Origin of the sequence: Bradyrhizobium sp. Leaf396, assembly GCF_001424605.1 — a bacterium.
GTDB classification, from domain to species: domain Bacteria; phylum Pseudomonadota; class Alphaproteobacteria; order Rhizobiales; family Xanthobacteraceae; genus Bradyrhizobium; species Bradyrhizobium japonicum_C.
In genome coordinates this window covers 113,189-136,008 of record NZ_LMQJ01000065.1, presented here as the reverse complement: position 1 = coordinate 136,008, position 22,820 = coordinate 113,189, and the positions used below count along the sequence as shown (strand labels likewise).

The following is a 22,820-nucleotide window of genomic DNA, read 5'->3' as shown; positions in this document are numbered from 1 at the left end:
TCGCAATGACGAAAGGAAGCGTCCTTACTCCACCGGCGCGATGCTCGGGGACAGGATCACCTCGAGATGCTCGGGCCGGTCGCGATTGACGTGGGCGAGATAGTCGTCGGCGACCTTGCGCAGGCGACGGCTGAGCTCGGCTGAGACGCTGATGGTGTCGAGCCTGGTGTTCTCGTGCACGATGGCGAGAATGGCATTGATGTGGTGCGTGAACAGCTCGGGCGGCACCTTCTGCAGATCAGGTGCGTGCTCGATGACGCGGCAGAGGCTTTCGGCAATTCCCGCGGCCGAAGGAAAGCCGAATGTCGCCGCGTCGCCCTTGATGTCGTGTGCGGCGTGAAACAGCTCGTCGCGCAGCTTCTTCGTGAAGCCATCCTTCTGCACCGCAGTCCAGGCGGCGGACAGTCGCTGGACCTCGATCGCCATCCAATCCCTGAACTCGCCGGACAGGCCTGCCAGCGCCTGCTCGGCGCGGGCGACCGGATCGTCCATGTCCTTTTCTTCGACGCGGCGCAGGACCTTTCGCAGCGGATTGGGCTGGGTGATGACGTGATGCGTGGCGAAGGCCTTGACCTCGATGTCCTTCGCGCTGTTCTTCGCCATGATGCCTGCCTCGTCTGGAGAGGTTGCGCTAGATTGAGGAACGGGCCTTGTCGAGCAGTGAGGGCTGCTGCAGCACCTCGTGCTTCTCGCCGACACGGCGCTCGGGGCCCATATAGGCGGAGTTGGTGTTGCGGCGGCGGTCCGGCCCGAAATAGGTCTTGGTCTTGATGAAGGGTCGGGGATTGGCGACCACGTTGAGGATGCGCTGATAGAGGCCCTTGGCCGAGATCGGCTTGGCCAGGAATTCGGTCACGCCGGCATCGCGTGCGACCGTGACGCGACGCTTCTCGGAATGGCCGGTCAGCATGATGATCGGCGCGTAAGGATTGCCCTTGGATTCCGGTTGGCGGATCATCTGCGCGAGCTCGAGCCCGTCGAAGATCGGCATGGCCCAGTCGGTGATGACGATGTCGGGCACGTAGTGGCTGTACATTTCGAGCGCCGTGGCCCCGTCCTCGGCCTCGTAGACTTCGCGCGCGCCGAACGAATGCAGCAGCGTCCGTAGGATGCGGCGCATGTGCGGATTGTCGTCGCAGACGAGGAAGCGCAGCTTGTTGAAGTCGATACGGAACATGACGCCCGGGCCAAAGCGGTCAACCTTCGTTAACCATATCGCGCCGGGAGTTAACGAAGGGTTGCTGCCGGGCACTTTGAGGCGATGCGGGCGGGCGGATCAATAGCCGAACTGCTCGCGCAGGATGCGCTCTTCCAGGCTGTGGCCGGGGTCGAAGAGCATGCGCATCGAGATGGTCTTGTCCGAGAGAACCTCGACGCGGCGGACGTCGCGTACCTCGTCGTGGTCGGCGACGGCGGCGACGGGCCGCTTGTCGCCCTCCAGCACCTCGATCACGACATAGGCCGTATTGGGCAGCAGCGCGCCGCGCCAGCGGCGCGGGCGGAAGGCGCTGATCGGTGTCAGCGCAAGAAGCGCGGCGTTGATCGGCAGGATCGGTCCCTGCGCGGAGAGGTTATAGGCGGTCGAGCCGGCCGGTGTCGCCACCATGATGCCGTCCGCGATCAGCTCGGACATGCGCTCGCGCTCGTCGATCAGGATCCTCAGGCGCGCGGCCTGGTAGGTCTGTCGGAACAGGGCGACCTCGTTGATGGCGTGATGCAGGTGGACGCGATCGTTGACATCGGTCGCGCGCATCAGAAGCGGATTGATCTCGGATTCGTGAGCCGCCGCGAGCCGCGCACGCAAATCGTGCGTCGAGTACTCGTTCATGAGGAAACCGACCGTGCCACGATGCATGCCGTAGATCGGCTTGCCCGTGCGCATGTTCTGGTGCAGCGTCTGGAGCATGAGCCCGTCGCCGCCGAGCGCGACCACGACGTCGGCATCCGCAGGGTCGCAATTGCCATAGTCCCTGGTGAGCTGGCCAAAGGCGGCCTGTGCCTCGTTGCTCGGGCTGGCGACGAAGGCGATCCGGTCATATCGCGAGGGCTTGGTCATGGCTTCTCGGCAGGGCCGCCTTGCTGGAGAAAAGTTCCGCCGGGCCCGTCTATACGAGGTGGGCCTGCATTGTCGAGGATGACCGACCAGCAAAACTAACGGAGATGTCCATCCGGAGTTGAGGAGAGCAGCGGCTTGAACCTGGTCGGCCGCTCCAGTCCCGCCAGTCCAATGATCCCCCAAACCGTCGCAATTCCGCGTTAGGCTGCAGTCTGCACCGGTTGTCACCGCCGGGCAGGGAGAACGATCATGGTCAAGCAACTGCCGATGCTCCGCCGCGCGAGCCTGGTGCTGGCGGTCTCGGCTTTCGCGCTCGCGGGCTTTGCGCGCGCGGATGATCCGCCGCAGCCGCGCCCCGAGGCGGCCTCGCCGGGCGGACAGAAGGGCGGTCGCGGCGGTGGCGCACCAAACGCTTCACCGGCTTCGCCCTCCGCGGCCGAGCAGCACCGGCTGCCGCCGGATTCGATCACGAGGCAGACACTCGATCTGCCCGGCCGGACTCTCAATTTCACGGCCACCGCCGGCTCGATCCGCGTGTTCGACGGCAAGGGCGAGCCGCTGGCCGATATCGCCGTGACCTCCTATGAGCTCGACGGTGCCGACCGCGCAAACCGGCCCGTGACGTTCCTGTTCAACGGCGGGCCCGGCGCGTCCTCGGCGTGGCTCCAGTTCGGTGCGGCCGGTCCATGGCGGCTGCCGCTCGACGGCGAGGCCCTGTCGCCCTCGGCCTCGCCCGAGGTGAAGCCGAACGCAGAGACCTGGCTCGACTTCACCGATCTCGTGTTCATCGACCCCGTCAGCACCGGCTACAGCCGTTTCGTCGCCAGCGGCGAGGAGGCGCGAAAATCCTTCTACTCAGTCGACGGCGACGTCAATTCCATCGCGCTCGTGATCCGACGCTGGCTCGAGAAGCACGAGCGGCTGACGTCGCCGAAATTTGTTGCCGGTGAAAGCTATGGCGGCATTCGCGGCCCGAAGGTCGTGCGCCAGTTGCAGCTTCAGCAGGGTGTCGGCGTCAGGGGATTGATCCTGGTGTCGCCATTGTTTGACTTCCGCGAGTTCACCGGCACCAGCATCCTGCAATATGTCGCGACGCTGCCGAGCTATGTCGCGGTCGCCCGTGAGGCCAAGGGACCGGTCAAGCGCGCCGACCTCGCCGATGTCGAGGCCTACGCGCGCGGCGAGTTCCTGACCGACCTCGTCAAGGGCGAGGCGGACAAGGAGGCGACCAATCGTCTCGCGGACAAGGTCGCCCAGCTCACCGGCATCGATCAGGCCGTCAGCCGCAGGCTAGCCGGCCGCTTCGACGTCAGCGAATTCCGCCGCGAGCTCGACCGCAAGAACGGCAAGGTGACGGGGCGTTACGATGCCTCGGTGCGTGGCTTCGATCCCTATCCGGATTCCAGCAACTCGCGCTTCGGCGACCCGTCCGGCGATGCGCTTCAGGCGCCGCTGACGAGCGCAGCGGTTGACGTGCTCTCGCGCAAGCTCAACTGGCGGCCCGGCGGCTCCTATGAAGTCCTGAACGGCACGGTGGGAGGTCAATGGGATTTCGGCCGCGGCATCGACCCGCCGCAGTCGATCTCGGAGCTGCGCCAGATCCTCGCAACCGATGGGAAGCTGAACGTGCTGGTCGCGCACGGCTTGTTCGATCTCGCCACGCCCTATTTCGGGACGAAGCGAGTGCTCGATCAATTGCCGGCCTTCGTCACACAGCGCGTGAAATTCGTCGTCTATCCCGGCGGCCACATGTTCTATTCGCGCGAGGGGGCGCGACAGGCATTCCGGAGCGAGGTCGAGACGCTCATTCGGGAGTAGGCCGGCGCTTGCGCGGCGGATAGCGGCGCGCGATCTCGCGCGCGACCACGGCTTCAGGCTTCACGTTGGCGCCTGCGATCCAGATCTCGCTGACCTTGCCGCGCTTGTTGCGAACGCGGCGCACCGGCTCGCCGTGGCTGGAATAGCCTGCGGCCCAGGCCAGCTTGCCGCTATCGCGACCGGTGACTTCGATCTCGGCGGCATCCATGAACGGGTTGTTGAACTGCGGATTGGCGAGGAGCACGCGGTTGCCTGCGGGGACAAGATCGGTCGCGCCCCAGATCGTCCACCACCGGCCGGTCCAGTCGCGCAGGCGGCGATCGGGCGCGCCGCGGGTCTGGAAGACTCGCAGGATCTGCATCGCGCCGTCCATCCAGATCGGTGCCGCTCCGTCGATGGAGTTGCTGAGGATGCTGATGGCGAGCTCGCAGGCAGGAATGGAGCAGGTCCGCGAGATGTAACCCTGGAAACCGCCGCTATGGCCGAACCAGTCCCAGCCGTCGGTCTTGCCGGCATTGACGCCGAGGCCGTAGTAGGCCTCGAAGCTCTGCGGGATGCGCCAATGGTGGCGCGTCATCTCGCGGCGGCTCGCAACCGACAGCACGCTCTTCTTCGCATTGGGCGCAAGCTGCGCGAAGAAGCGGGCCGTGTCAGCCGCGGTGGCGGCGAAGCCTGCAGCCGATGCCATCGCCTGGGCGGGATTGTCCCCGGCGATGACGCATCGCTCGCCATATGGCAGCCTCCGTGTGTGGCCGCGCGCGAACAGGGCGGCCCTGGGGAGCGGAGTGTCCGGTTCGGTTTCGCGCAAGCCCGCGGGTGCAATGATCTCGCGCTTGATCCAGGTGGGGTAGGGCTCCTTCGTCACGGCCTCGATCACGAGGCCGAGAAGGCCAAAGCCGTGATTGGAATATTTGAAGCGCGTGCCGGCCTCGATCGCGGCCGGCTGCTTCAATTCCGCAAGCAGCTCGCTGGCGTTGAGATAGGGGCGGCTGTCGATGAACTGCCCGGAATCAGCGCCGTCGCGCGTCAACCCCGCGCTGTGCGAGAGCACCTGCGCGATCGTCGTCTCGGCCACGCGCGGATGCAGGCCGCCGACATATTGCCCGACCGTGTCGTCGAGCCGGATCTTGCGCTGCTCGCGCAGCTTCATGATGCCGGCGGAGGTGAAGCTCTTTGAATGCGAGGCGATGCGGAAGCGATGGCGCGGAGTGAGCTTCTCGCCGGTATCGAGGTTGGCGAGACCGAACGCGTGCTCGGCTACGATCTCGCCGCGATAGGCGAACGCGACGAGGACGCCTGGCTGTTGGAGTGTCGCCAGCTGGAATTCGATCCAGGAGCCGATGTAGTCGATCGCGGGTCGCAGCCACGGGTCCATCGCGCACCAATTCGCAGGGAGATTGAAGGCAGGAAGCCTAGCCGAGAACGCGGAACGGGCACAACCGGCAGGTTGTGCCCGTATGCGGGGTCCGAAGACTGGATGCTTCAGTAGACGAGCGTGGCGCCGGTCGGCTTGTCGAGCGCAGCGGCCAGCGAGCGATACTCGGAGCTGTCGGTGCCGGCGAGCGAGGCGATCTTGTCGAGGTGATACTGCGCCTGCTCGCGATTGCCCTGCTCCAGCTGCCAGAGTCCGTAATACTGCCATGTGCGGACGTGGTTCGGATCGTCCTTCAGCGCCAGCTCGTAATAGACCTTCGACGATTGATAGTCGCCGAGCTTGCGATAGGAATAGCCGATCAGGTTGGCGACGTCGGCGACGTCGTCGCGCTTGAGCGACTTCAATTGGTCGATGGCGCCCGAGTAATCGTGCTTGTCGTAGATCGCGGCATAGGCGGTACGATAGGTCGCGAGGAATTTGGGGTCGCTGACGGAAGAGCTCTTCTTCTTGCCCTTCTTGGTCGAGGAGTCCGATTTCGGCGGCGACGAAGGCTCGTCGCTGCCCGCCGCATACGCGCTGGACAGTACCGGCGCAGCCGCCAGCGCCAAGGCGAGGAGTGCCGGCACAAAAAACATTGAGAGTTTGCGCATCTAAATTCTCCCGTCTGAACGTGGCGATCCTACACGATTGCCTGAAGACCGGAACACCCGTCGCGCAAAAACATTCCCGCTTCGCACGATCTATTCGCCCGCCTGCGGATGACAAACGCGTCATCGAGATGAACGGAAGCCTGCGAGGGGCTTCAGATTGGGTTCAGTGCGCGGCCCCTAGGCTCCCAACCACGGTCGAAGGGCAGGCGAGACGGCGCCGCCTCGAGATCATTCCAGAGGAGACCTCCATGTTGAAGACCATTTCCGCAGCCTTGCTCGCAGCCTCCGTGCTCGCAGCCCCGGCCTTCGCGGCCGAGGCCGGCAAGACCACCACGACCGCGCCGGCGATCAAGGCAGACCAGAGCCAGCCCAAGGCGGCGACTGCCGTCAAGCCGGAAGCCGGCTTCAAGGCCGACACGAAGGCCGCCGACGTTAAGGCCGATGCCAAGATGGACGGCAAGCCGAATGCGGTGAACGCTCACACCAACGCTGCGCCCGACGAGCACAAGACCGTGGGCCAGCATCGCCATCAGGACAAGCAGGTCTCTGACAAGCAGTCACAGAAGCCGGACGTGACCAAGCCGGCAGCGACCGACAAGCGCAACTGACGACCGGTCCCGCGCGGCGGCATCCTTGCATTGCCCGCCGCCGCGCGCGGATTTCTGGCCCGGACCGTTCGCCACGTCTCGTGCGAAAGTGCGAGGCGTCGGCGGCGGCCGGTGCGTTGTTCGCTTCGTGGCAAGCGAATTCCCTTCGAGCAGGCTTGGGGCTAGAACGTCTCCTGATCTGATCGAGCGGAGAGCGGCCTGTGAGGAGATTGGCGAGATGTGCGGTGATCCTGGCGTTGCCGCTGGCGGTTGCGGCATGTTTCGGCAGCGATGGTGACCGCCCAACGCTGATGGGCGGCACCCAGGCGGGCGGACCGCAGCCGTTTCCCGACAATTTCCGGAGCGACACGCTGGCCTTGATGCGGACCTATCTCAACAATCCGGTCGGCGTGCGCGATGCCAGCATGGCCGAACCTGTGCAGCGCGAGGTCGGTGGCCGGCAGTTCTATGTGAGCTGCCTGCACTTCACCCCGCGGGAGACCGATGGCAGCTACAAGGCCATGCGGGAACGCGCCGTGGTCTTCGTCAACGGCCGGGCGGACCGCGTGGTCGACCGCACCAGCGATCTCTGCGCCGGTGCGGTTTACGCCCCCTTTCCGGAACTGGAAAAGATGACGCGGTAGCACAAAGCCCGTCTTTAGGGCTTCGTGCTAGGCAGAAGCAGCCGGGGCCGCTCGATCACATGTCGCCGAGCTTTGAACGGGATGGTTTCGTCTTGCGACAAATCGTTGCGGCGGCCTTGCGCAGGCGACGTGACGGAACAAATTCGCAGTGTTGCCACGCCGTCACAGTAACGAACGATCAACGTTCCGGCATCGCCGCGAAGCAACCCAATTCACGCCACGTTGTTTCCCGAGTGTCGCAAATGAAAGAACGGGGATGATCATGAAGTCGATTTTATTGGGTGCAGCCGCTCTGCTTGCGCTGGTCGCGCCGGCCGCAGCCGCAGACATGCAGCCGCGCCCCTACGCCAAGGCTCCGGCCTACACGCCCCCGCAGGTGATCTATAACTGGACCGGGTTCTACATCGGCGGCCATGTCGGCGGCGCGTTTGCCGGCGACAACAGCTTCCAGTCGAGCGACGCCCGCTTCATGGGCGGCGTGCAGGGCGGCTTCGACTACCAGTTCGCACCCAACTGGGTGATGGGTATCGAGGCCCAGTATTCCTGGCTGCCGACCAACAACAACGGCGTCACTTTCCCGCTCGGCACGCAGGTCACCTCCAACACCGACCAGATCGGATCGGTGACCGGCCGTATCGGCTACACCTGGGGGCCGACGCTGCTCTATGCCAAGGGCGGTTATGCCTGGCGGAACAACAATCTCGGCGTCAACATCGCCGGTGTGCCTCAGGCCTTCACCACGAGCGGCAACAGCAAGGACGGTTATACCGTCGGCGCCGGCCTTGAATACATGTTCGCCCCGAGCTGGTCGGCCAAGGCTGAGTACCAGTACTACAATTTTGGCAGCACCACCTTCACCTCCGGCCCGGCCGACGTCGTCGGCGTACGGGGTCGGGAGGACGAGCATACCGTCAAGGTCGGTGTGAACTACCGCTTCGGCTGGGGTGGCCCGGCGGCGTCGCGCTACTGATGCCGACGGCAATCATAGGATCGATGAAAGGCCGGCCTCCGCCGGCCTTTCATTTGCCTACCTTTATTCGCCTTGTATGAACCATCTGGCGCGTCATTTGCTTGCAAACGAAGCTGACGCGCCTTCTCACCGACGTCATGGGGCATGGGGTAAAGCAAAAATAATTTTTGCGACGTAGGGAACTCGCGCTCCGGAACGCGTTATATGAGAATTACCGGGCTGGTGGGACGACGGACATGCGTATTTTGGTGTCGGCGGCGATGCTCTCGAGCTTCTTTTGCCTGCCGTGCTCTGCACAGACAATCCTCAAATCCGAGCCTCTGATGTTGGCACCCTATGAGGTGGCCTTCGTCAAGGACGTGTCGTGTCCGTCGGGCAAGGTCCTGAAGGTTACGGGCGCCATCCGTGGGCTGCATCGCCGCAAGGCCTGCGTGGCCATGCCGGGCGAGCAGGCCTCGCTTGCGGCGGCCACGCCCTGAGCTCCGCTCCGGCTCGGCCAGCCCGTCAAGACTTCAGTTCGAGCTCCATCCTGGACTGCTGGTCTGCCTCAGCCTTGTTCTTGGCGGGGTCCTCGCCCTGTGCTGCCTGGCAGGGCGCGATCTCGTAATCGTTGTCGAGCATCCGGCGCGGGCCGGCCCGCTCGTCATCCGCCGCCACGTCCACGACGAGACCACTCCGTTGCGCGAGCTTCCAGACGTCGGATTCGCTCGGATAGGCCTTGCTGATCTGGGCGCCGTTGCAGAATAGGGCGTAGGGCATTTTTCCCGCTCCGAGAATGCCCGTTAACGAGTTTGCGCCGTATGGGGTTCCGGCTTCGGGCTCGATCACGGCGCCGTGATCGGGACGGCGTGCCCTGAGTCTTTAACGAGTCCTGAATCCCGGAAAAAAGAATCCCTGGGACTCGTCGGCCGGAATCAGCGGATGTTTTCCGCCATGACGAGCGACCTGAAAACGTCCTGCGGACACATGCTTCTGCCTCTCACGCTGGCGCTGCTCGGCGCCTGCGCGGCCAATCTCTGGCTGGTGTGGTCCTGGCTGTAAGCCGGGCGGGTTATTTCTTGACCGGTCGGCCGGAGGCGTCACGGAGGGCGGCACGCAATTTGGTCAGGGTCGCCGCGCAATATTCTTCCCGCTCGCGCTCGAAGCGCTCCTGGTGCTTGCGGAAATTGGCGATGCAGGCCTGCATCTCGATGCGTAAATCGCCGCTCGCCCAGGGCAGGGCAGGAGGCGTGGACCGGGGTGAAGGGGGTTCTTGTGGCGCGTCGATATCGGCGGTGACCGCCTTCATGGCGATGAGGTCCATCGAGATGGGTGTGCCAGCCGCTGGCGCCTCCGGCTGAAGGACGACATCCTTCCTGCCGGTCACGGATTGGACGAAGGAGAGTGTCTGCGCGATCAGTGCGTCGCGCTCCCTGATCCATTTCATGATCCACCTCAGCCGCTCTTATTCGAGCAAAGCGGCTGCGTTGAATCAAGCAGGTTTGCAAGGGATTGCATATTTTTCCCGGGTATCCGACATTAAGCGCATGGTTGCAGGAGAAGAACGGTCGGACGAGGCGGCGGGCCTGAGGCTCATCCGTGCGTTCCTGTCGCTGCCGCGCGAGAAGCGGGCGGAGGTGATCGCGTTTGTCGAAGAATTGGCGCGTGCCTATGGCCGGCCCGAGGAGGGCACGAAGGCTTCGCCGAGGTGAGCGCTACCGCTCGCTGGGATTGACATTGGGTTCGAATGGCGCGCCGACGACCCGGACCGGCGTCTGGGCGGAGGCTTCGATCGCCATGCGCTGGGCGACCTGCTTTGCAGGAAGAGGTGCTGGCGTTGGTTCGAACATCGCGACCGTGCCGGCCACGGCGCTACAGCACAGCGCCACCGCCGTCAGCAGAAACATGTTTCGATTTTCTTCCCTGATCCGCATGGGTCGAGAACGAGCGATGCACGTCTTTGGTTCCGGGACGGTCTCATCGATCGACGGCGTTTGGCGATTCAGGACGCTGCGTATGGGCTGTTACACTGGCTGGCGACTTCGCATGAGGCTCGTCCGATGATCTCCCATCGACCTCCCGTGCTCGCGCACGAACGTTTCGTCGCCGACCGCGAGAATTTCGCGGGCCTCGATCTCGCCGCCCGGTTCGAGCGCATCGAGCGTACCAACCTTTGGGGCGCAGCCACTTCGGTGTCTGGCCTCGGTTCGGAGGACCCCGCAACCAGCGCGATCCGGGAAGCGTTTCCTCCGCTGCTGCAACGGCTCGGCGCGCGCTCGCTGCTGGATGCGCCCTGCGGCGATGCGGGATGGATCGGCCGGCTCGAACTCGATGTCGATTACACCGGTGTTGACATCGTGCAGTCGCTGATCGAGGCCAATCGCCGGCGCGTTGAAGGTGCCGGTTCATCCGCCCGGTTTATTGTCGGCGACATCACGCGCGATGCGCTGCCGCGCGCGGACGTGGTTCTCTGCCGCGATTGTCTGGTGCATCTCAGTTTCGCCAACATCGCTCGCGCAGTCAGGAATTTTCGTGCGAGCGGCGCGCGCTTTCTGCTCGCAACCACCTTTCCCGAATGGGAGCAAAATCAGGATTGCGAGGACGGCGACTGGCGGGCGCTGAACATGGAGAAGGCGCCGTTCGAATGGCAGGCGCCGCACGCCTCGATCAACGAGCGGTGCGAGGAGGGCGATGGCGGATGGCGCGACAAGAGCCTCGGGCTCTGGCGGCTGGATCAGTTGCCGGAGGCGAGACCCGAGAGCCGCACATAGCTGCGCGCTGAAGGCTTCGGATTGAAACGGCGTCAAAGCTGGTGCCGGCTGAGGGGATTGAACCCCCGACCTTCGGTTTACAAAACCGCTGCTCTACCGCTGAGCTAAGCCGGCGAAGCTTGAGATGCGGAGGCAGAAGTCGGCTCGCGCCGGGACCGTCCTCCCATGCGCGTCGCAATACCAGACTTGATTGGAAAGTGCCAGAACCGGAAAGCCGCTGTCGCAAGACATGAATCAGGCGGCCTCGCGGGCCGCCTGATGGGTCGTGTTCGGTTCAAGCCGCCTTACTGGCAGATGTGACGGCGGCCGTCCTCGCCCCTGAAGTAGGTGCCGGGCGTGCAGACGAAGCCGTTGCGCTGTGCATAGGTACGGTTGTCCCATCCGCGATTGTGCCAGCCGCGGTCCCACGAATTGTCGTAGGCGTAGGAATTGTCCCACGCGCGGAACGGAGCCGTGGCAATTGCGCCGGCGGTGCCGATTGCGGCGCCGGCTACGCCGGCCGCGACGTCGGTCGGCCAGAAGCCGGTGCGACTCCTGTTCCAATCATTATTCCAACCGCCGCTGGTCTGCCCATAGGACGCGCGGCGATCGCGATACCCGCCATCGGTGTATGGGTTACCGGGGCCGAGGTTCTGGCAGTTTGCATTCGGGAATTGCGCCGAGCAGCGGCCAGGATTGGTGACGACCGCTTGCGCCATGGCAGAACCCGCCAGCATGGTCGCTGCAACCGCCGTAGCCCCGAGAAGCTTGATCTTCATGGTTCTTCGCTCCCAATCTGTTGACGGGGGCTAAACGCTGGCCGCGTCGGACGTTCCGATGCACCTTGGGATTTTCGCGGGCGAACAGTCAAACGGACGTGAGCGCGTGAACTCTGTTCCGCCTGCAAGGTCCAGCGCGTTAACGCTTCGCTAGCTCGTCTTGCAGCATTTGAGGAGCGGGCGATCCTCGCACGTTAGGCTTACCGGAATTTGGTGAGCAGGCCTTAACCCTCTCTGCGTCGCGATCGGTTAGCTTGTCGCCGGACAACCCGGGATCCCGTCATGCGTGCTGTAACGCTCGCCGCCTTTCTGATCGGTCTGCCTGCGGCGGCGCTCGCCGGCGAGGGCTTCGAGATCGTCGTTCCCGGCCGCCCCGGCGTGCCGATCATCATCAACAACATCGACGCGTCCTACAGCGTGGTCGAAGGCACCTGGGGCCTCGGCAAAAATCAGCAAGTGCAGCCGACGATCTATGGCGGGCGCTATATCGCCGAGCGGCAACCCGACCACGTCGGCCATTACTATCCGACACTCGGCCTGCGGCCGGGCTACGGCCGGCTCGAGGTCGAGCCGCCCGCCAACCGTAAATTGCCCAAGCCCGCCGAAAGCTACCATCAGAGTTGGGGCGCGTCGTCTGCGCCGCTGCCTGCGCAGATGGACCCGCCCGTCGATTCTCCGCCGGTGATCTACGCGCCCGAGATCAACGAGCGACCACGGCCGCCTCGGCCGCGGCCGCGTACAGAACTGCCCGGCAGGCCGCCGGGTTGAGAAACGAAAATCGAAAAAACGGAAATCAACAGGAGAGAGTAATGCGTCAGATGATTTCGGGACTGGTTGCGGCAGTTGCCGTGACGTTCGCGGCCACCGCGCCCGCCGCGGCCTGCGGCTTCACCACCTGCGCGCCCGTTGCGCCGGTCTATTCCGGCTGCAACACCGGCTGCGGCGGTTACGGGTATGGTTATGGTTATGGCGCCTATGAGCGCCTCGCCGAGCCGGCCACGCAGTATTACTACGTCAACCAGGGCCCGACCTACACCGGTCCGGGCGCCTTCGCGCCTTATCCGACCTACCGCGAGGACGCCGTCGTCGCGCCCGCCAATTATGGCTACGGCTATGGCTATCGTTCCGCTGCGGTCGCGCCGCCGGCCGCTTATCCCTATCGCCGTCCGTACTACCGTCCATATCGCTACGGCTACGGCCCGCGTTACGGCTATCTGCCGCGCACGCACTACGGCCATGCTCATCGTCATGGCTACGCCCATCGCCACGCGCCGCACTACCATGGCGGTCACCGCGTGCTGCGCCGCTATTACTGATCTTTGACCGGTTGAGTTTTGCGGGACGCCCGTTCGCATGATGCGGACGGGCGTTTTGCTTTAACTTCAAAACAACCCCATGCACAGTAGCCGGGAACAGTGAAATCAAGGACTTGAAGCGCAATGAGGCCGACATGAGCGATCGTCGCTCATTGGCTCGTTGTTCGAGTTCAAGATTTCGGAAAAAGAGATATCTCGATTTGATCCGTCGGGCAAAACAGGCGTAGTATGGTATCGTCCGGATATGCGGAGTACCTAAAGCGCTAGCGCTTCATCAGGCCGAGCCGGCTTGCGCCGACATAGAGCGCGAGCACGGCGGCGTTGGAGACGTTGAGACTCTTGATCTCGCCGGGCATATCAAGCCTTGCCACAACGCTGCAGGTCTCGCGCGTCAACTGCCTGAGGCCCTTGCCTTCGGCTCCCAACACCAGTGCAAGCGGCTCGCGCAGCGCGACGTCGCTGATGTCCTCGCTGCCTTCGCTGTCGAGACCCACGGTCTGGAAGCCGCGCTCGTTCAATGCGGCGAGCGCGCGGGCGAGGTTCTGCACCGTGACAATCGGGACCAGCTCGAGCGCGCCGGAGGCGGCCTTGGCCAGCACGCCGGTCGCTTCGGGGCTGTGCCGCGCGGTGGTGACGATCGCCTTCACGTCGAAAGCTGCGGCCGAGCGGAGGATGGCCCCGACATTATGCGGATCGGTGATCTGGTCGAGCACCAGCACCATGCCTTCCTGCTCGAGGGTTTCGATGTCCGGCGAGGGCAGCGGATCGGCCTCCGCCAGAAGGCCCTGATGCACGGCGTCGGGAGACAGCAGCCGATCGATCTCCTGGGGCCGCACGATCTCCGGCGCCACGCGGGTCTCGATGTTCTCTTCCGCAAGGCGCCGCGCGGCGTTTTCGGTCAGCGTCAGCTTTCGGATCCGGCGGCGAGGGTTGGCGAGCGCCATCGTGACGGTGTGCCAGCCATAGAGAATGACGGGGCCGTCGAGATGCGATTCGCGGTCGCGCCAAGCCGGCCGGCCAGCCGATTTCCCCGGCCGGTTGAAGGGCTTAGTTCCCCCGCGAGCCCCTTTGGGGCCGAATTTTCGATCCTTCATGGGCTCGCTTCTGTCATGGGTTCCGGAATATGGCAATTTCGGCGTCGGAGAGGGCGATTTTAGCTGCTTGCCTCGGTTGACTTTGCCCCACCGCATCGCCCATAAACGCGCCCGGTCGCGCCCCGATCCGGGTTGTCGCGGCCTTCACGTTCCATGGCCGTCTTCGGTCCGCCGGCAAGGTCCGGCCCGATTGTGCTGCCGTCGAGCGGGGGAGTGTCCCGAGTGGCAAAGGGAGCTGACTGTAAATCAGCCGCCTCATGGCTTCGCAGGTTCGAGTCCTGCCTCCCCCACCACGCTTCGCCCTTCGGGCTACGCGTGGCGCAGTTAAGTGATGCCAGAAGGGCGAAGCGTGGTATCCGGCGAAGCCCGAACGGCAAGACGGACTGAGGCAAGCCAACCAAGATCGTCAACACGCGAACTGAACGAAGGCTGTCGCGCCGTCCGCAGGGAATGGGCGGACGGGCTCAGCCGTTGCCAGTCCGTCATCCCTTCTATCCCGCGTGCTCTTCCCGTTCGTGGATCACGTTCGCACGCCCGACGAGGAGATCGTCGATCATGCCGATGCGCTTGCCGTCCTTGCCCGCGTAGGGCATCGCATGCAGCACGTAACGCATGGCGTTGAGACGGGCGCGCTTCTTGTCGTCGGACTTGATCACGATCCAGGGGCAGTCCGCGGTATCGGTGTGGAAGAACATCGATTCCTTGGCGCGGGTGTAGTCGTCCCACTTGTCGAGCGAGGCGAGGTCGATCGGTGACAGCTTCCACTGCTTCAGCGGATGGCCTTCGCGCTCCTTGAAGCGCCGGCGCTGCTCCTCGCGACTGACCGAAAACCAGAACTTGATGAGGTGCAGGCCGCTGCGCACGAGATTGCGTTCGAACTCGGGGACCTGGCGCAGGAATTCGCCGTACTCGGCCGGCGAGCAGAAGCTCATCACGTGTTCGACGCCGGCGCGGTTGTACCAGCTGCGGTCGAACAGCACGATCTCGCCGGCGGTCGGCAGATGCTGCACGTAACGCTGGAAGTACCATTGGCCGCGCTCGACATCGCTCGGCTTCTCCAGCGCCACGACACGCGCGCCGCGCGGATTGAGGTGCTCCATGAACCGTTTGATCGCGCCACCCTTGCCCGCCGCGTCGCGGCCCTCGAACAACAGGACGAGGCGCTGCCGGCTCTCCTTCATCCAGTTCTGCAATTTCAAGAGCTCGGTCTGCAGGACGAATTTCTGCTCCTCGTAGTCGCGGCGATACATCCGCGACTTGTAGGGGTAGCCGCCCAGCCGCCAATCGTCCGCCAGTTCGTCGCTGGTGGTGCGCCTGGCGCGCTTGGCTTCCTTGCCGACCAGCAGCGCCTGCAAGCGCTCGGCATCGTCGGGCGCCGCGCCTGTCAAAATGGCCTGCACCGGCTCACTATCCGGCGAAAGTGCGGGCGGCCCCTTCAGGACGCTGTCGAGTGCCGCCATCTCGGTTTGCAGAGCGGCCGAGGAAGACTGCGCGGCCAGAGAGCGCTCGACCGGCGTCAGCTCGAGGACCGGCGTCTGCGCGCCTGCCGATCGAACCTGCCGTTTGGTTTTGCCGGGAGTCTTGCGGCGGCGCGCCTGCGGGGACGTCTTGGAAGGAGGTGCCATTCGCTGAGCCTGTCCTGATGCACGGGGATTCTTCTTCTAGTGCGGCACCCCGACCGTGCGACTTGACGTGGATCAACCGGCAAGCATCTCCCTGACCATCGGCACCACCTTGCGGCCATAGAGCTCGATGCTCCGCATCAGCTTCTCGTGCGGCAGCGGCCCCGCAGAGTACTTCAGTTGAAACCGCGAAATCCCGAGCACCTTGGCGGTCTTCGCGATCTTCCGCGCAACCGTCTCCGGTGAGCCGGCATAGAGCGAGCCGTGCTCGATCTCGCTGACGAACTCGTCTCGGCCCATCGGCGGCCAGCCGCGTTCCTTGCCGATGCGGTCGCGCATCGCCTTGTAATCGGGCCATAGCTCCTCGCGCGCCTGCGCATCCGTTTCGGCGACATAGCCGGGCGAATGCACGCCGATCGGCTGGGCCGGACGGCCGAACTCCTTGAACGCGCGGTGATAGAGCTCGACGTAGGGCGCAAAGCGCGCGGGATCGCCGCCGATGATCGCGAGCATCAAAGGCAGATCGTAGTGCGCGGCGCGCACCACCGATTGCGGACTGCCGCCGACGCCGATCCAGGTCTTGAGCGTGCCGGTCTCGACCGGCGGATAGACCAGCTGATCCCGCAGCGGGGGGCGCAGCTTGCCTTCCCAGGTCACCGGCTGCTGCGACAGGAGCGCGGCGAACAGATCCAGCTTCTCCTCGAACAGCTCCTCATATTTGCGCAGGTCGAAGCCGAATAGCGGAAAGGATTCGGTGAACGAGCCGCGGCCGAGGATCACCTCGGCACGGCCGTTGGAGACCGCGTCCAGCGTGGCAAAGCGCTGGAATACGCGGATCGGATCGTCCGAGCTCAGCACCGTCACGGCCGAACCGAGATGAATGCGCCTGGTGCGCGATGCGATCGCCGCGAGCACGGTCTCGGGCGAGGAGATCGCGAAATCGGCGCGGTGGTGCTCGCCGAGGCCGATGAAGTCGAGGCCGAGCTCGTCGGCCAGCACTGCCTCTTCGACGACGTTGCGGATCACCTGAGCGTGCGGAAGCAGCGTGCCGGTGGCGTCCTTGGTGACGTCGCCAAAGGAGTCCAATCCGAATTGAAGCGGTGCAGTCATGGATCAGGGTCTCTGTGGGAGGATCGGCCAGACTTAATGGACCGCGGCCGCGCCACAAGTCGGCATTCGGAAATGCTCGGTTTCCGTTTGCGAAATCTATCGCGCGATCCGCACGACCATCTTGCCGAGCGCAGCGCGCGTCCGCATCGACTTGAATGCATCGCGGAAGTCGTCCAGCGCAAAGATGCGGCCGACGACGGGTTTCAGCTGGCCGTCGGTGAGCCAACCCGTCAACTGCGACATCAGACGCTTCTGCACGTCGGGCTCGCGCAGGGGGATCTGCGCGAGATCGACGCCGAGCAGAGCGCCGCCCTTCAGCAGCGGCAGATTGAAGGGCAGCGCGGGGATGGTGCCTGCGGCAAAGCCGACCACCAGATGGCGTCCGCGCCAGGCGATGGACCGGAAAGCCTGCACCGAGATCTCGCCTCCGACGGGATCGAAGATCACGTCGGCCCCGCGTCCGGCGGTCAGTTCTTTGAGCGTGTCGCGCCAGCCGGCCTGCGTGTAGTCGATGACGGCGTCGGCGCCGTGCGCTTGCGCAAACTCGCGCTTCTCCGGTGTCGACGCGGCCGCGATGACGCGCGCGCCGAGCAGCTTGCCGATCTGGATGGCCGCGATCCCGGTGCCGCCCGCCGCGCCAAGCACGAGAAGCTGCTCGCCGGCGCAGAGCGATGCGCGCGCGCTTAGTGCATAAAGTGCCGTCAGGTAGTTGGCGCGAAACGATGCGGCGACTTCGGCCGCGACGCCCTCCGGCAGCGGATGGAGTGCTTCGGGCTTGACGACGATCTCTTCGGCCAGCGCGCCAGATCGCGTCATACCCATCACGCGCATGCCTGGTTGATAGCCGCCCGGCGCGCCGGGCGCGTCCGCGACCACTCCCGCGAACTCCGTCCCGGGAATGAAGGGGAGGGGGTCCTTGGTCTGATAGCGTCCTTCGATCTTCAAGCCGTCGACGAATCCGATTCCGGCAGCTTCCACCCGGATCCGTAGCTGGCCAGGCTCGACAACGGGGCGAGGGACTTCCTTCAGCTCGATTTGATCGATGGGGGCATATTGCTCGACGACGACGGCTTTCATATCGGACCTCTGTTGTTCGAGTTATCCTGACAGGTGCCGATATCAGCCTCTTGTGTCTACCGCCACATCCCGCGCATCTTCGCCCCGATGTCGACCTTCGGTCCCTGGGCCGCGGTACGCGCCGCGCCGGCCGCGGCCCTCGGCCATGCCGTGCGCTCGAACAGGTAGACCAGTTGCTCGGGGATGAAGCGGGTGCGCGAGGCGTAGACGTGGCGGTCGCCTTTGGCAGCCTGGCCATGGACGAAGAAGCGCTGCGGTACCACCAGGTGGAGATCGTCCTTGGCGCGCGTCATCGCGACATAGAGCAGGCGGCGCTCCTCCTCCAGCTCGGCGCTGGTGCCGGCGCCGAGATCGGAGGGCATGCAGCCGTCGACGACGTTGAGCACGAACACCGACTTCCACTCCTGGCCCTTGGCCGAATGGATGGTCGAGAGGATCAGATAGTCCTCGTCGCGCAAGGGGGGACCGGATTTGTCGCTGGTCGCATCGGGCGGACCGAGCGTGAGCTCGGTCAGAAATTTCTCGCGCGAGGCATAGCCGCTCGCGATCTGCTCGAGCTGCATCAGGTCGGCGCGGCGCGTCTCGGCATCCTCGTAGATGCGATCGAGGTGCGGCTCGTACCAGAGCCGCACGCGTTCGAGATCGACAGGCCATTCCGAATAGCGCAGATTTTCGATGATGCGGACGAAGTCGATCCAGTCCGCACCGGTGCGCGCCGGCACCGGCAGGCGGCCGAGCGCGGCAAGCGGGTCGGTGCTCTCGGCCATCTGCTCGAGCACGCGCTGGGCGGTTGCCGGGCCGATGCCCGGCAGCAGATGCAGGACGCGAAAGCCGGCGACGCGGTCGCGCGGATTTTCGGCAAAGCGCAGCAGCGCCAGCACGTCCTTGACATGCGCGGCATCGAGGAATTTCAGCCCGCCGAACTTGACGAAGGGGACGTTGCGGCGCGTGAGTTCAATTTCGAGCGGTCCCGAATGCGAGGACGTGCGGAACAGCACCGCCTGGTGCTTGAGCAGCGCGCCTTGCTCGCGGTTGGCCAGCACCGCTTCGACGATGTAGCGCGCCTGGTCGGCCTCGTCGTGCACGGTGACGAGCTGCGGCTTCTGCCCGGAGGTGCGATCGGTCCAGAGGTTCTTCGTGAAACGCTCGCGGGCGAGGCCAATGACGCCGTTGGCTGCCGACAGCACCGCTTGCGTCGAGCGGTAATTGCGGTCCAGCGTGATCATCTCGGCGCGCGGCGAAAAGCTCTGCGGGAAGTCCAGGATGTTGCGAACCGTGGCGGCACGGAACGAATAGATCGACTGGGCATCGTCGCCGACGACGGTGAGGCCGCGGCCGTCGGGCTTGAGCGCCAGCAGGATCGAGGATTGCAGGCGGTTGGTGTCCTGGTATTCGTCGACAAGCACGTGGTCGAAGCGGCCGCCGATCTCCCCGGCGATGAGCGCATCGCTCATCATCTGCGACCAGTAGAGCAGGAGATCGTCGTAATCGAGCACGTGCTGGGCCTGCTTGGCCTCGACATAGGCGGCGAACAAGCCTTTCAGCTCGGCGGCCCAGCCCGCGCACCAGGGATAGTGCTGCCCCAGCACCTTCTCGATCTCCATCTCGGCGTTGACGCAGCGGGAATAGATCGAGAGGCAAGTGCCCTTCGCCGGGAAGCGGGACTCGGTCTTCGACAAGCCGCGCTCGTGCCGCACCAGGTTCATCAGGTCGGCAGAGTCCTCGCGGTCGTGGATGGTGAAGGCGGGATCGACGCCGATCCGCTCGGCATATTCGCGCAGGAGCCGCGCGCCGATGCCGTGGAAGGTGCCGGCCCAGGTGAGCGCGTCGCGCATGATCGCGGCGTTGTTCTCGCCCAGCACCTTGCGGGCGATGCGCTCGACCCGGCCAGCCATCTCGGCTGCCGCGCGGCGGGAGAACGTCATCAGCAGAATGCGTCGGGGATCGCTGCCGGCGACGATCAGATGCGCCACGCGGTGGGCCAGCGTGTTGGTCTTGCCGGAGCCCGCGCCGGCGATGACAAGCAGGGGGGCGCCCACGGTCGAGCCCTCGGTCACGCCATGCTCGACGGCGCGGCGCTGCTCCGCATTGAGCGTGTCCAGATATGTCGCCACGAATCGCCCCGGTGAAAGGCCGAGAGTCGGCCATCCCGTCACGAATCGCAATGCAGCTGGACGAACCCGAGGTTAGGATTTAGGGGAAGGGCGGCCCAAAGTTCCAGCCCGAAGAGTGCGCACCCGACATGACCGAGCTCAAGCCCGACCAGTTCGAGATGCGGCGGCTGGAATCGCTCAGCAACACCATTTTCGGCGTCGCCATGACGTTGCTGGCCTACGATCTGCCCAAGGCGGCGGTGTTTACCAGCGCGCCTGACTGGAGCGATCTCGCCCATGTCTATTCCGGCAAGCTCGCCGGCTTCGCGCTCAGCTTCATTATCGCCGGCGTGTTCTGGATCAGCCATCACCGGAGGCTGGCTCGCCAGCCCGTCGGCAGCCGCGGCGCGGTGATCCTCAATCTGTTCTTCCTGCTCTCGATCGTGCTGCTGCCGGTGACCAACGGCCTGTATACCAATTTCGGCATGAGCGGCGCGGTCGCCGTGCTCTATGGCCTGCACTTGACCGCGATCGCCGGCCTCAATGCGTGGCTGTGGTGGACGATCCTGGGCAGCTGGCGGCACGAGATGCTTGCCTCGCTGTTTCCGCTGCTGGTGTTCATCCCGGGCACGATCGTTGCGGCGTTCGCGCCGCACGTCGCGCCCTTCTTGTGGAACATCGCCTTTGCAGGGCTCCTGATCCAGCGCTTCTACGGTGCGCGGATCAGACCGGACGCGTAGGGCGGCAGTTCACCCCTCCGTCGCGCCGAACCCATCGGCCGGCACGTAAAGCTTGATCGGGCGGATTTCGTAGACCGCCGTCGGATTGACCGCGCGCAGCTTCCGCGCCGCTGCGATTGCCTCATCCTCGGTATCGCACTGCATCAGGTGGAATCCCAGAAGCTGCTCCTTGGTCTCGGCAAACGGGCCGTCCAGCACTATTCCCGGCCCGGGGCCACGCAAGGTGCGGGCCTTCCGGGTTTCATCCAGACGGGCCGCCGGGCCGAACTGTCCGCTTTCCCTCAGGGGTGCCTGAACCTCGATGACTTTGGCGACGACTGCCGCGTCCTGCTCCGGCGTCCACGACATGACCTCGTCTTCCACGTGATAGGCCAGGATGGCGTACAGCATCATCACCTCGTTGTTTTGCCAGACAGACTCCAAGGACGTAGCACCTGAGGCTAAGCCGACAAACCCGAACCGGAAAATATTGCATTGCCGGGGGTGCGACGAAACCGTCCTGAAACCCGATTGCGGGCTTGCCATGTGAACGCCGCCAAAAGTGGTCGCGACTGATGGACCACAACAACAAGTTCTTTGCTGGAGGCGGCAATGTCGGGTCACACCATCAAGATCATCTGCGACGCGCGGCGGGCAGGACAGTCGGCTCCGGCCGATTTGCACGATCAGGCCGGCCATCACCGCTACTATGGCAGCTCGGCCGAGAACGGCGGCGAGCGGATCGCGGAGAGCCGGGGCGGCAAGCGCCCGCGCGCGCGCAACATCTGCGGCTTCTGAGCTATTCCGACGAACCGGTTCGTTCGAAGATGAACGTCCTGCAAATATCGGTCGCGGCGATACCGTTCCTGGTCGCGCTGATGAGCCGGACCGGCAAGGCCATCGCGCCCTGCCTTCTGGCAAGCATCTTCACGGTGCTGCTCGGGGAGGAGCCACACCGCGCAGTCGTAGCCTGGTGCATCGGCATGCTGATCGCCGCCGTCGCCCTGCGCGAACGGCTTCGCGCCGGCTGACTGGGCATCAATCAAGGCGAGAGCAAAGAAAAGGCGCGGCGGGGAGGCCCCGTCGCGCCCGATTTCTTGCTCGCTGGTCCAGGGCTGAGAGCGCCCCGATGCCAAGCCTCACTCAAAGCTCAGCGGGCGATCCCAGCGAGGTGACAGCGCTTGAGATAAGACACTGGATCACCTCCTTTCGTTGGTTTCGGAAGTCCTCAATATAGGTGGCAACCGCGCCGCTGTTAAGGGGCGGGGTGTGGAGGAACCGGCGGCAGGTTCGCAACAGGGTGGAGGACGCCGAAACGCGGCCTCCTGGGCAGTTGAGACAGCCGCCCAGCCGTGTTAGGGGATCGCCGACGCGGGTGTAGCTCAATGGTAGAGCAGCAGCCTTCCAAGCTGAATACGAGGGTTCGATTCCCTTCACCCGCTCCAAGGCCCGCGGACTCGATGTCCGGTGAGGCCGCAAGTCCCGCCCGTTTCCCGGATTGAATCGCCGCTACGGATGCCGTGGGCACACCTTGTCGCCCCCACGTTCGCTGTCCAGAGCTTGGACCGTTGCGACGGCCGATCGCTCCGATGAAAACGCGAAACTGATCCAGGTCAAGTCTGCGTGCACAGGATCGTCTATCTCTCGGCCGTGTCTTGGGAAGAAGATGACATGACCGACAAGCCGATCGACTGGACGCCGGATCTCACACTGCCGACCTCCAAGTCCACCGTCCAGCACTTCACCGCGACCGCCGGCGGCGACCGGCTGACGATTGACACTACTCCTTGGGGAGAGGCCGACCTCAGGGTCAACGGCCAGTCGATTGCTCACATCGATGTGGCGCCGAGCGCTGGTGACGCGTTTCGCACGCTCGAGACGTTTGCTGAAGATTTCGAAGCCGGCAACCGCGAGCGTCTGAACCAGACGATCGATGACGACGACGTTCGTGAAAAACTGGGTCTGAGACACGCTCCCTGATATCTCGCAGGAATTGCGGGGGCGAGGACTAACTTCACCCGGGCGGAGCTTCGCGTCGGTTCCTGGCAAGCTGCTCGCTCGGGCGCCGTCAGCCACTTTTCTTTCGCTTGCTCGCGATCCTCCCGCGCGCGGTCCACCGCGCCGCCTCGAGCCTGTCGGCTGACCCTCACACCGGGAAGATGATCGATCCTGTCGTTCTCG

At 64.6% G+C, this 22,820-nt stretch carries 28 protein-coding genes and 3 tRNA genes; 15 read left to right on the top strand and 16 right to left on the bottom strand.

Translation table 11 applies throughout. The features are described 5' to 3' along the window. Positions 1-24 precede the first annotated feature (24 nt). The 3 genes from ASG57_RS33565 to ASG57_RS33555 all read right to left on the bottom strand — a co-directional run bounded on the left by ASG57_RS33565 (position 25) and on the right by ASG57_RS33555 (position 2,056). Positions 25-603, bottom strand: coding sequence for an Hpt domain-containing protein (locus ASG57_RS33565; RefSeq protein WP_057199010.1), 579 nt, complete (start codon positions 601-603; stop codon positions 25-27). Between the two features lie 28 nt (positions 604-631). Beyond that, on the bottom strand, positions 632-1,177 hold the full coding sequence (locus ASG57_RS33560) for a response regulator (RefSeq protein ID WP_008549760.1): 546 nt from the start codon (positions 1,175-1,177) through the stop codon (positions 632-634). A 99-nt stretch (positions 1,178-1,276) separates the two neighbouring features. Next, positions 1,277-2,056: an NAD kinase gene (locus ASG57_RS33555; RefSeq protein WP_024340712.1), complete on the bottom strand. Its 780-nt coding sequence runs from the start codon at positions 2,054-2,056 to the stop codon at positions 1,277-1,279. A 249-nt stretch (positions 2,057-2,305) separates the two neighbouring features. Here ASG57_RS33555 and ASG57_RS33550 point away from each other — a divergent pair, with 249 nt between their 5' ends. Then, on the top strand, positions 2,306-3,874 hold the full coding sequence (locus tag ASG57_RS33550) for a S10 family peptidase (protein WP_057199009.1): 1,569 nt from the start codon (positions 2,306-2,308) through the stop codon (positions 3,872-3,874). On the opposite strand, the gene ASG57_RS33545 is transcribed toward ASG57_RS33550, so the two are convergent. Continuing rightward, complete coding sequence (locus tag ASG57_RS33545) at positions 3,861-5,249, bottom strand: serine hydrolase domain-containing protein (RefSeq protein ID WP_057199008.1); 1,389 nt, start codon at positions 5,247-5,249, stop codon at positions 3,861-3,863. The genes ASG57_RS33550 and ASG57_RS33545 overlap by 14 nt on opposite strands. Before the next feature lie 107 nt (positions 5,250-5,356). Beyond that, positions 5,357-5,899, bottom strand: a complete 543-nt coding sequence (locus ASG57_RS33540) for a tetratricopeptide repeat protein (RefSeq protein WP_024340709.1) — start codon at positions 5,897-5,899, stop codon at positions 5,357-5,359. A 248-nt stretch (positions 5,900-6,147) separates the two neighbouring features. Here ASG57_RS33540 and ASG57_RS33535 point away from each other — a divergent pair, with 248 nt between their 5' ends. The 4 genes from ASG57_RS33535 to ASG57_RS39895 all read left to right on the top strand — a co-directional run bounded on the left by ASG57_RS33535 (position 6,148) and on the right by ASG57_RS39895 (position 8,579). Then, positions 6,148-6,507 (top strand): His-rich protein BRANT, encoded by a 360-nt coding sequence (locus ASG57_RS33535; protein ID WP_057199007.1) that lies wholly within the window; start codon positions 6,148-6,150, stop codon positions 6,505-6,507. A 227-nt stretch (positions 6,508-6,734) separates the two neighbouring features. Continuing rightward, positions 6,735-7,130, top strand: coding sequence for a hypothetical protein (locus ASG57_RS33530; RefSeq protein ID WP_057199089.1), 396 nt, complete (start codon positions 6,735-6,737; stop codon positions 7,128-7,130). 262 nt (positions 7,131-7,392) lie between these two features. Next, positions 7,393-8,100: an outer membrane protein gene (locus ASG57_RS33525; RefSeq protein ID WP_024340706.1), complete on the top strand. Its 708-nt coding sequence runs from the start codon at positions 7,393-7,395 to the stop codon at positions 8,098-8,100. Positions 8,101-8,336: 236 nt separating this feature from the next. Next, entirely contained in the window at positions 8,337-8,579 is a 243-nt protein-coding gene (locus tag ASG57_RS39895) for a DUF6719 family protein (RefSeq protein ID WP_057199006.1), read from the top strand. A gap of 25 nt (positions 8,580-8,604) precedes the next feature. On the opposite strand, the gene ASG57_RS33515 is transcribed toward ASG57_RS39895, so the two are convergent. After that, the gene (locus ASG57_RS33515; RefSeq protein WP_057199005.1) at positions 8,605-8,859 is read right to left on the bottom strand and encodes a hypothetical protein; all 255 of its coding nucleotides are present in this window, start codon (positions 8,857-8,859) and stop codon (positions 8,605-8,607) included. Positions 8,860-9,151: 292 nt separating this feature from the next. Continuing rightward, positions 9,152-9,526, bottom strand: a complete 375-nt coding sequence (locus ASG57_RS33510) for a hypothetical protein (protein WP_057199004.1) — start codon at positions 9,524-9,526, stop codon at positions 9,152-9,154. Between ASG57_RS33510 and ASG57_RS38275 the strand changes: the two genes are divergently transcribed. Then, the gene (locus ASG57_RS38275) at positions 9,525-9,791 is read left to right on the top strand and encodes a hypothetical protein (protein WP_155248568.1); all 267 of its coding nucleotides are present in this window, start codon (positions 9,525-9,527) and stop codon (positions 9,789-9,791) included. The two genes, ASG57_RS33510 and ASG57_RS38275, sit on opposite strands and share 2 nt — an antisense overlap. A 3-nt stretch (positions 9,792-9,794) precedes the next feature. On the opposite strand, the gene ASG57_RS33505 is transcribed toward ASG57_RS38275, so the two are convergent. Beyond that, the gene (locus ASG57_RS33505; protein WP_024340702.1) at positions 9,795-9,986 is read right to left on the bottom strand and encodes a hypothetical protein; all 192 of its coding nucleotides are present in this window, start codon (positions 9,984-9,986) and stop codon (positions 9,795-9,797) included. Between the two features lie 153 nt (positions 9,987-10,139). On the opposite strand from ASG57_RS33505, the gene ASG57_RS33500 reads away from it, so the two are divergent. Next, positions 10,140-10,850 (top strand): class I SAM-dependent methyltransferase, encoded by a 711-nt coding sequence (locus ASG57_RS33500; protein WP_057199003.1) that lies wholly within the window; start codon positions 10,140-10,142, stop codon positions 10,848-10,850. Between the two features lie 39 nt (positions 10,851-10,889). Here ASG57_RS33500 and ASG57_RS33495 read toward each other — a convergent pair. Together ASG57_RS33495 and ASG57_RS33490 are read right to left on the bottom strand one after the other, a co-directional pair. Next, positions 10,890-10,964: transfer RNA gene (locus ASG57_RS33495), tRNA-Thr, on the bottom strand. A 170-nt stretch (positions 10,965-11,134) separates the two neighbouring features. After that, positions 11,135-11,608, bottom strand: a complete 474-nt coding sequence (locus ASG57_RS33490; protein ID WP_024340700.1) for a hypothetical protein — start codon at positions 11,606-11,608, stop codon at positions 11,135-11,137. 282 nt (positions 11,609-11,890) lie between these two features. On the opposite strand from ASG57_RS33490, the gene ASG57_RS33485 reads away from it, so the two are divergent. Both ASG57_RS33485 and ASG57_RS33480 read left to right on the top strand, forming a co-directional pair. Then, positions 11,891-12,376, top strand: coding sequence for a hypothetical protein (locus tag ASG57_RS33485; protein ID WP_024340699.1), 486 nt, complete (start codon positions 11,891-11,893; stop codon positions 12,374-12,376). A gap of 41 nt (positions 12,377-12,417) precedes the next feature. Further along, on the top strand, positions 12,418-12,924 hold the full coding sequence (locus tag ASG57_RS33480) for a hypothetical protein (protein ID WP_057199002.1): 507 nt from the start codon (positions 12,418-12,420) through the stop codon (positions 12,922-12,924). Between the two features lie 263 nt (positions 12,925-13,187). Here the strand turns inward: ASG57_RS33480 and rlmB are convergent, their stop codons facing one another. Next, positions 13,188-14,018, bottom strand: coding sequence for a 23S rRNA (guanosine(2251)-2'-O)-methyltransferase RlmB (gene rlmB / locus ASG57_RS33475; protein WP_057199001.1), 831 nt, complete (start codon positions 14,016-14,018; stop codon positions 13,188-13,190). 207 nt (positions 14,019-14,225) lie between these two features. Here rlmB and ASG57_RS33470 point away from each other — a divergent pair. Then, positions 14,226-14,311 (top strand) — tRNA-Tyr (locus ASG57_RS33470). Positions 14,312-14,509: 198 nt separating this feature from the next. Here ASG57_RS33470 and ppk2 read toward each other — a convergent pair. The 4 genes from ppk2 to ASG57_RS33450 form a co-directional block, all read right to left on the bottom strand. Next, positions 14,510-15,643, bottom strand: a complete 1,134-nt coding sequence (ppk2, locus tag ASG57_RS33465; RefSeq protein WP_024340696.1) for a polyphosphate kinase 2 — start codon at positions 15,641-15,643, stop codon at positions 14,510-14,512. Positions 15,644-15,715: 72 nt separating this feature from the next. Next, on the bottom strand, positions 15,716-16,750 hold the full coding sequence (locus tag ASG57_RS33460) for an LLM class flavin-dependent oxidoreductase (protein ID WP_057199000.1): 1,035 nt from the start codon (positions 16,748-16,750) through the stop codon (positions 15,716-15,718). A 96-nt stretch (positions 16,751-16,846) separates the two neighbouring features. Continuing rightward, positions 16,847-17,827, bottom strand: coding sequence for an NADPH:quinone oxidoreductase family protein (locus ASG57_RS33455; protein WP_057198999.1), 981 nt, complete (start codon positions 17,825-17,827; stop codon positions 16,847-16,849). A gap of 56 nt (positions 17,828-17,883) precedes the next feature. Then, positions 17,884-19,941, bottom strand: a complete 2,058-nt coding sequence (locus tag ASG57_RS33450; RefSeq protein ID WP_057198998.1) for an ATP-dependent helicase — start codon at positions 19,939-19,941, stop codon at positions 17,884-17,886. Between the two features lie 128 nt (positions 19,942-20,069). Between ASG57_RS33450 and ASG57_RS33445 the strand changes: the two genes are divergently transcribed. After that, complete coding sequence (locus ASG57_RS33445) at positions 20,070-20,660, top strand: TMEM175 family protein (RefSeq protein WP_057198997.1); 591 nt, start codon at positions 20,070-20,072, stop codon at positions 20,658-20,660. Between the two features lie 9 nt (positions 20,661-20,669). Here ASG57_RS33445 and ASG57_RS33440 read toward each other — a convergent pair whose 3' ends face one another. After that, on the bottom strand, positions 20,670-21,050 hold the full coding sequence (locus tag ASG57_RS33440) for a YciI family protein (RefSeq protein ID WP_057199088.1): 381 nt from the start codon (positions 21,048-21,050) through the stop codon (positions 20,670-20,672). A gap of 201 nt (positions 21,051-21,251) precedes the next feature. On the opposite strand from ASG57_RS33440, the gene ASG57_RS33435 reads away from it, so the two are divergent. The 4 genes from ASG57_RS33435 to ASG57_RS33420 all read left to right on the top strand — a co-directional run bounded on the left by ASG57_RS33435 (position 21,252) and on the right by ASG57_RS33420 (position 22,619). Continuing rightward, on the top strand, positions 21,252-21,437 hold the full coding sequence (locus tag ASG57_RS33435; protein WP_024340690.1) for a hypothetical protein: 186 nt from the start codon (positions 21,252-21,254) through the stop codon (positions 21,435-21,437). Positions 21,438-21,466: 29 nt separating this feature from the next. Then, entirely contained in the window at positions 21,467-21,670 is a 204-nt protein-coding gene (locus ASG57_RS33430; protein WP_024340689.1) for a hypothetical protein, read from the top strand. A gap of 340 nt (positions 21,671-22,010) precedes the next feature. Continuing rightward, positions 22,011-22,084: transfer RNA gene (locus ASG57_RS33425), tRNA-Gly, on the top strand. A gap of 226 nt (positions 22,085-22,310) precedes the next feature. Further along, positions 22,311-22,619: a hypothetical protein gene (locus ASG57_RS33420; protein ID WP_155248566.1), complete on the top strand. Its 309-nt coding sequence runs from the start codon at positions 22,311-22,313 to the stop codon at positions 22,617-22,619. The last annotated feature ends 201 nt before the right edge of the window (positions 22,620-22,820 follow it).

Bases quoted from the DNA above. Each gene is read 5' to 3' on its own strand.
- ASG57_RS33565 (WP_057199010.1), bottom strand. From the start codon at position 603: ATGGCGAAGAACAGCGCGAAGGACATCGAGGTCAAGGCCTTCGCCACG.
- ASG57_RS33560 (WP_008549760.1), bottom strand. From the start codon at position 1,177: ATGTTCCGTATCGACTTCAACAAGCTGCGCTTCCTCGTCTGCGACGAC.
- ASG57_RS33555 (WP_024340712.1), bottom strand. From the start codon at position 2,056: ATGACCAAGCCCTCGCGATATGACCGGATCGCCTTCGTCGCCAGCCCG.
- ASG57_RS33550 (WP_057199009.1), top strand. From the start codon at position 2,306: ATGGTCAAGCAACTGCCGATGCTCCGCCGCGCGAGCCTGGTGCTGGCG.
- ASG57_RS33545 (WP_057199008.1), bottom strand. From the start codon at position 5,249: ATGGACCCGTGGCTGCGACCCGCGATCGACTACATCGGCTCCTGGATC.
- ASG57_RS33540 (WP_024340709.1), bottom strand. From the start codon at position 5,899: ATGCGCAAACTCTCAATGTTTTTTGTGCCGGCACTCCTCGCCTTGGCG.
- ASG57_RS33535 (WP_057199007.1), top strand. From the start codon at position 6,148: ATGTTGAAGACCATTTCCGCAGCCTTGCTCGCAGCCTCCGTGCTCGCA.
- ASG57_RS33525 (WP_024340706.1), top strand. From the start codon at position 7,393: ATGAAGTCGATTTTATTGGGTGCAGCCGCTCTGCTTGCGCTGGTCGCG.
- ASG57_RS39895 (WP_057199006.1), top strand. From the start codon at position 8,337: ATGCGTATTTTGGTGTCGGCGGCGATGCTCTCGAGCTTCTTTTGCCTG.
- ASG57_RS33515 (WP_057199005.1), bottom strand. From the start codon at position 8,859: ATGCCCTACGCCCTATTCTGCAACGGCGCCCAGATCAGCAAGGCCTAT.
- ASG57_RS38275 (WP_155248568.1), top strand. From the start codon at position 9,525: ATGATCCACCTCAGCCGCTCTTATTCGAGCAAAGCGGCTGCGTTGAAT.
- ASG57_RS33510 (WP_057199004.1), bottom strand. From the start codon at position 9,526: ATGAAATGGATCAGGGAGCGCGACGCACTGATCGCGCAGACACTCTCC.
- ASG57_RS33505 (WP_024340702.1), bottom strand. From the start codon at position 9,986: ATGTTTCTGCTGACGGCGGTGGCGCTGTGCTGTAGCGCCGTGGCCGGC.
- ASG57_RS33500 (WP_057199003.1), top strand. From the start codon at position 10,140: ATGATCTCCCATCGACCTCCCGTGCTCGCGCACGAACGTTTCGTCGCC.
- ASG57_RS33490 (WP_024340700.1), bottom strand. From the start codon at position 11,608: ATGAAGATCAAGCTTCTCGGGGCTACGGCGGTTGCAGCGACCATGCTG.
- ASG57_RS33485 (WP_024340699.1), top strand. From the start codon at position 11,891: ATGCGTGCTGTAACGCTCGCCGCCTTTCTGATCGGTCTGCCTGCGGCG.
- ASG57_RS33480 (WP_057199002.1), top strand. From the start codon at position 12,418: ATGCGTCAGATGATTTCGGGACTGGTTGCGGCAGTTGCCGTGACGTTC.
- rlmB (WP_057199001.1), bottom strand. From the start codon at position 14,018: ATGAAGGATCGAAAATTCGGCCCCAAAGGGGCTCGCGGGGGAACTAAG.
- ppk2 (WP_024340696.1), bottom strand. From the start codon at position 15,643: ATGGCACCTCCTTCCAAGACGTCCCCGCAGGCGCGCCGCCGCAAGACT.
- ASG57_RS33460 (WP_057199000.1), bottom strand. From the start codon at position 16,750: ATGACTGCACCGCTTCAATTCGGATTGGACTCCTTTGGCGACGTCACC.
- ASG57_RS33455 (WP_057198999.1), bottom strand. From the start codon at position 17,827: ATGAAAGCCGTCGTCGTCGAGCAATATGCCCCCATCGATCAAATCGAG.
- ASG57_RS33445 (WP_057198997.1), top strand. From the start codon at position 20,070: ATGACCGAGCTCAAGCCCGACCAGTTCGAGATGCGGCGGCTGGAATCG.
- ASG57_RS33440 (WP_057199088.1), bottom strand. From the start codon at position 21,050: ATGCTGTACGCCATCCTGGCCTATCACGTGGAAGACGAGGTCATGTCG.
- ASG57_RS33435 (WP_024340690.1), top strand. From the start codon at position 21,252: ATGTCGGGTCACACCATCAAGATCATCTGCGACGCGCGGCGGGCAGGA.
- ASG57_RS33430 (WP_024340689.1), top strand. From the start codon at position 21,467: ATGAACGTCCTGCAAATATCGGTCGCGGCGATACCGTTCCTGGTCGCG.
- ASG57_RS33420 (WP_155248566.1), top strand. From the start codon at position 22,311: ATGACCGACAAGCCGATCGACTGGACGCCGGATCTCACACTGCCGACC.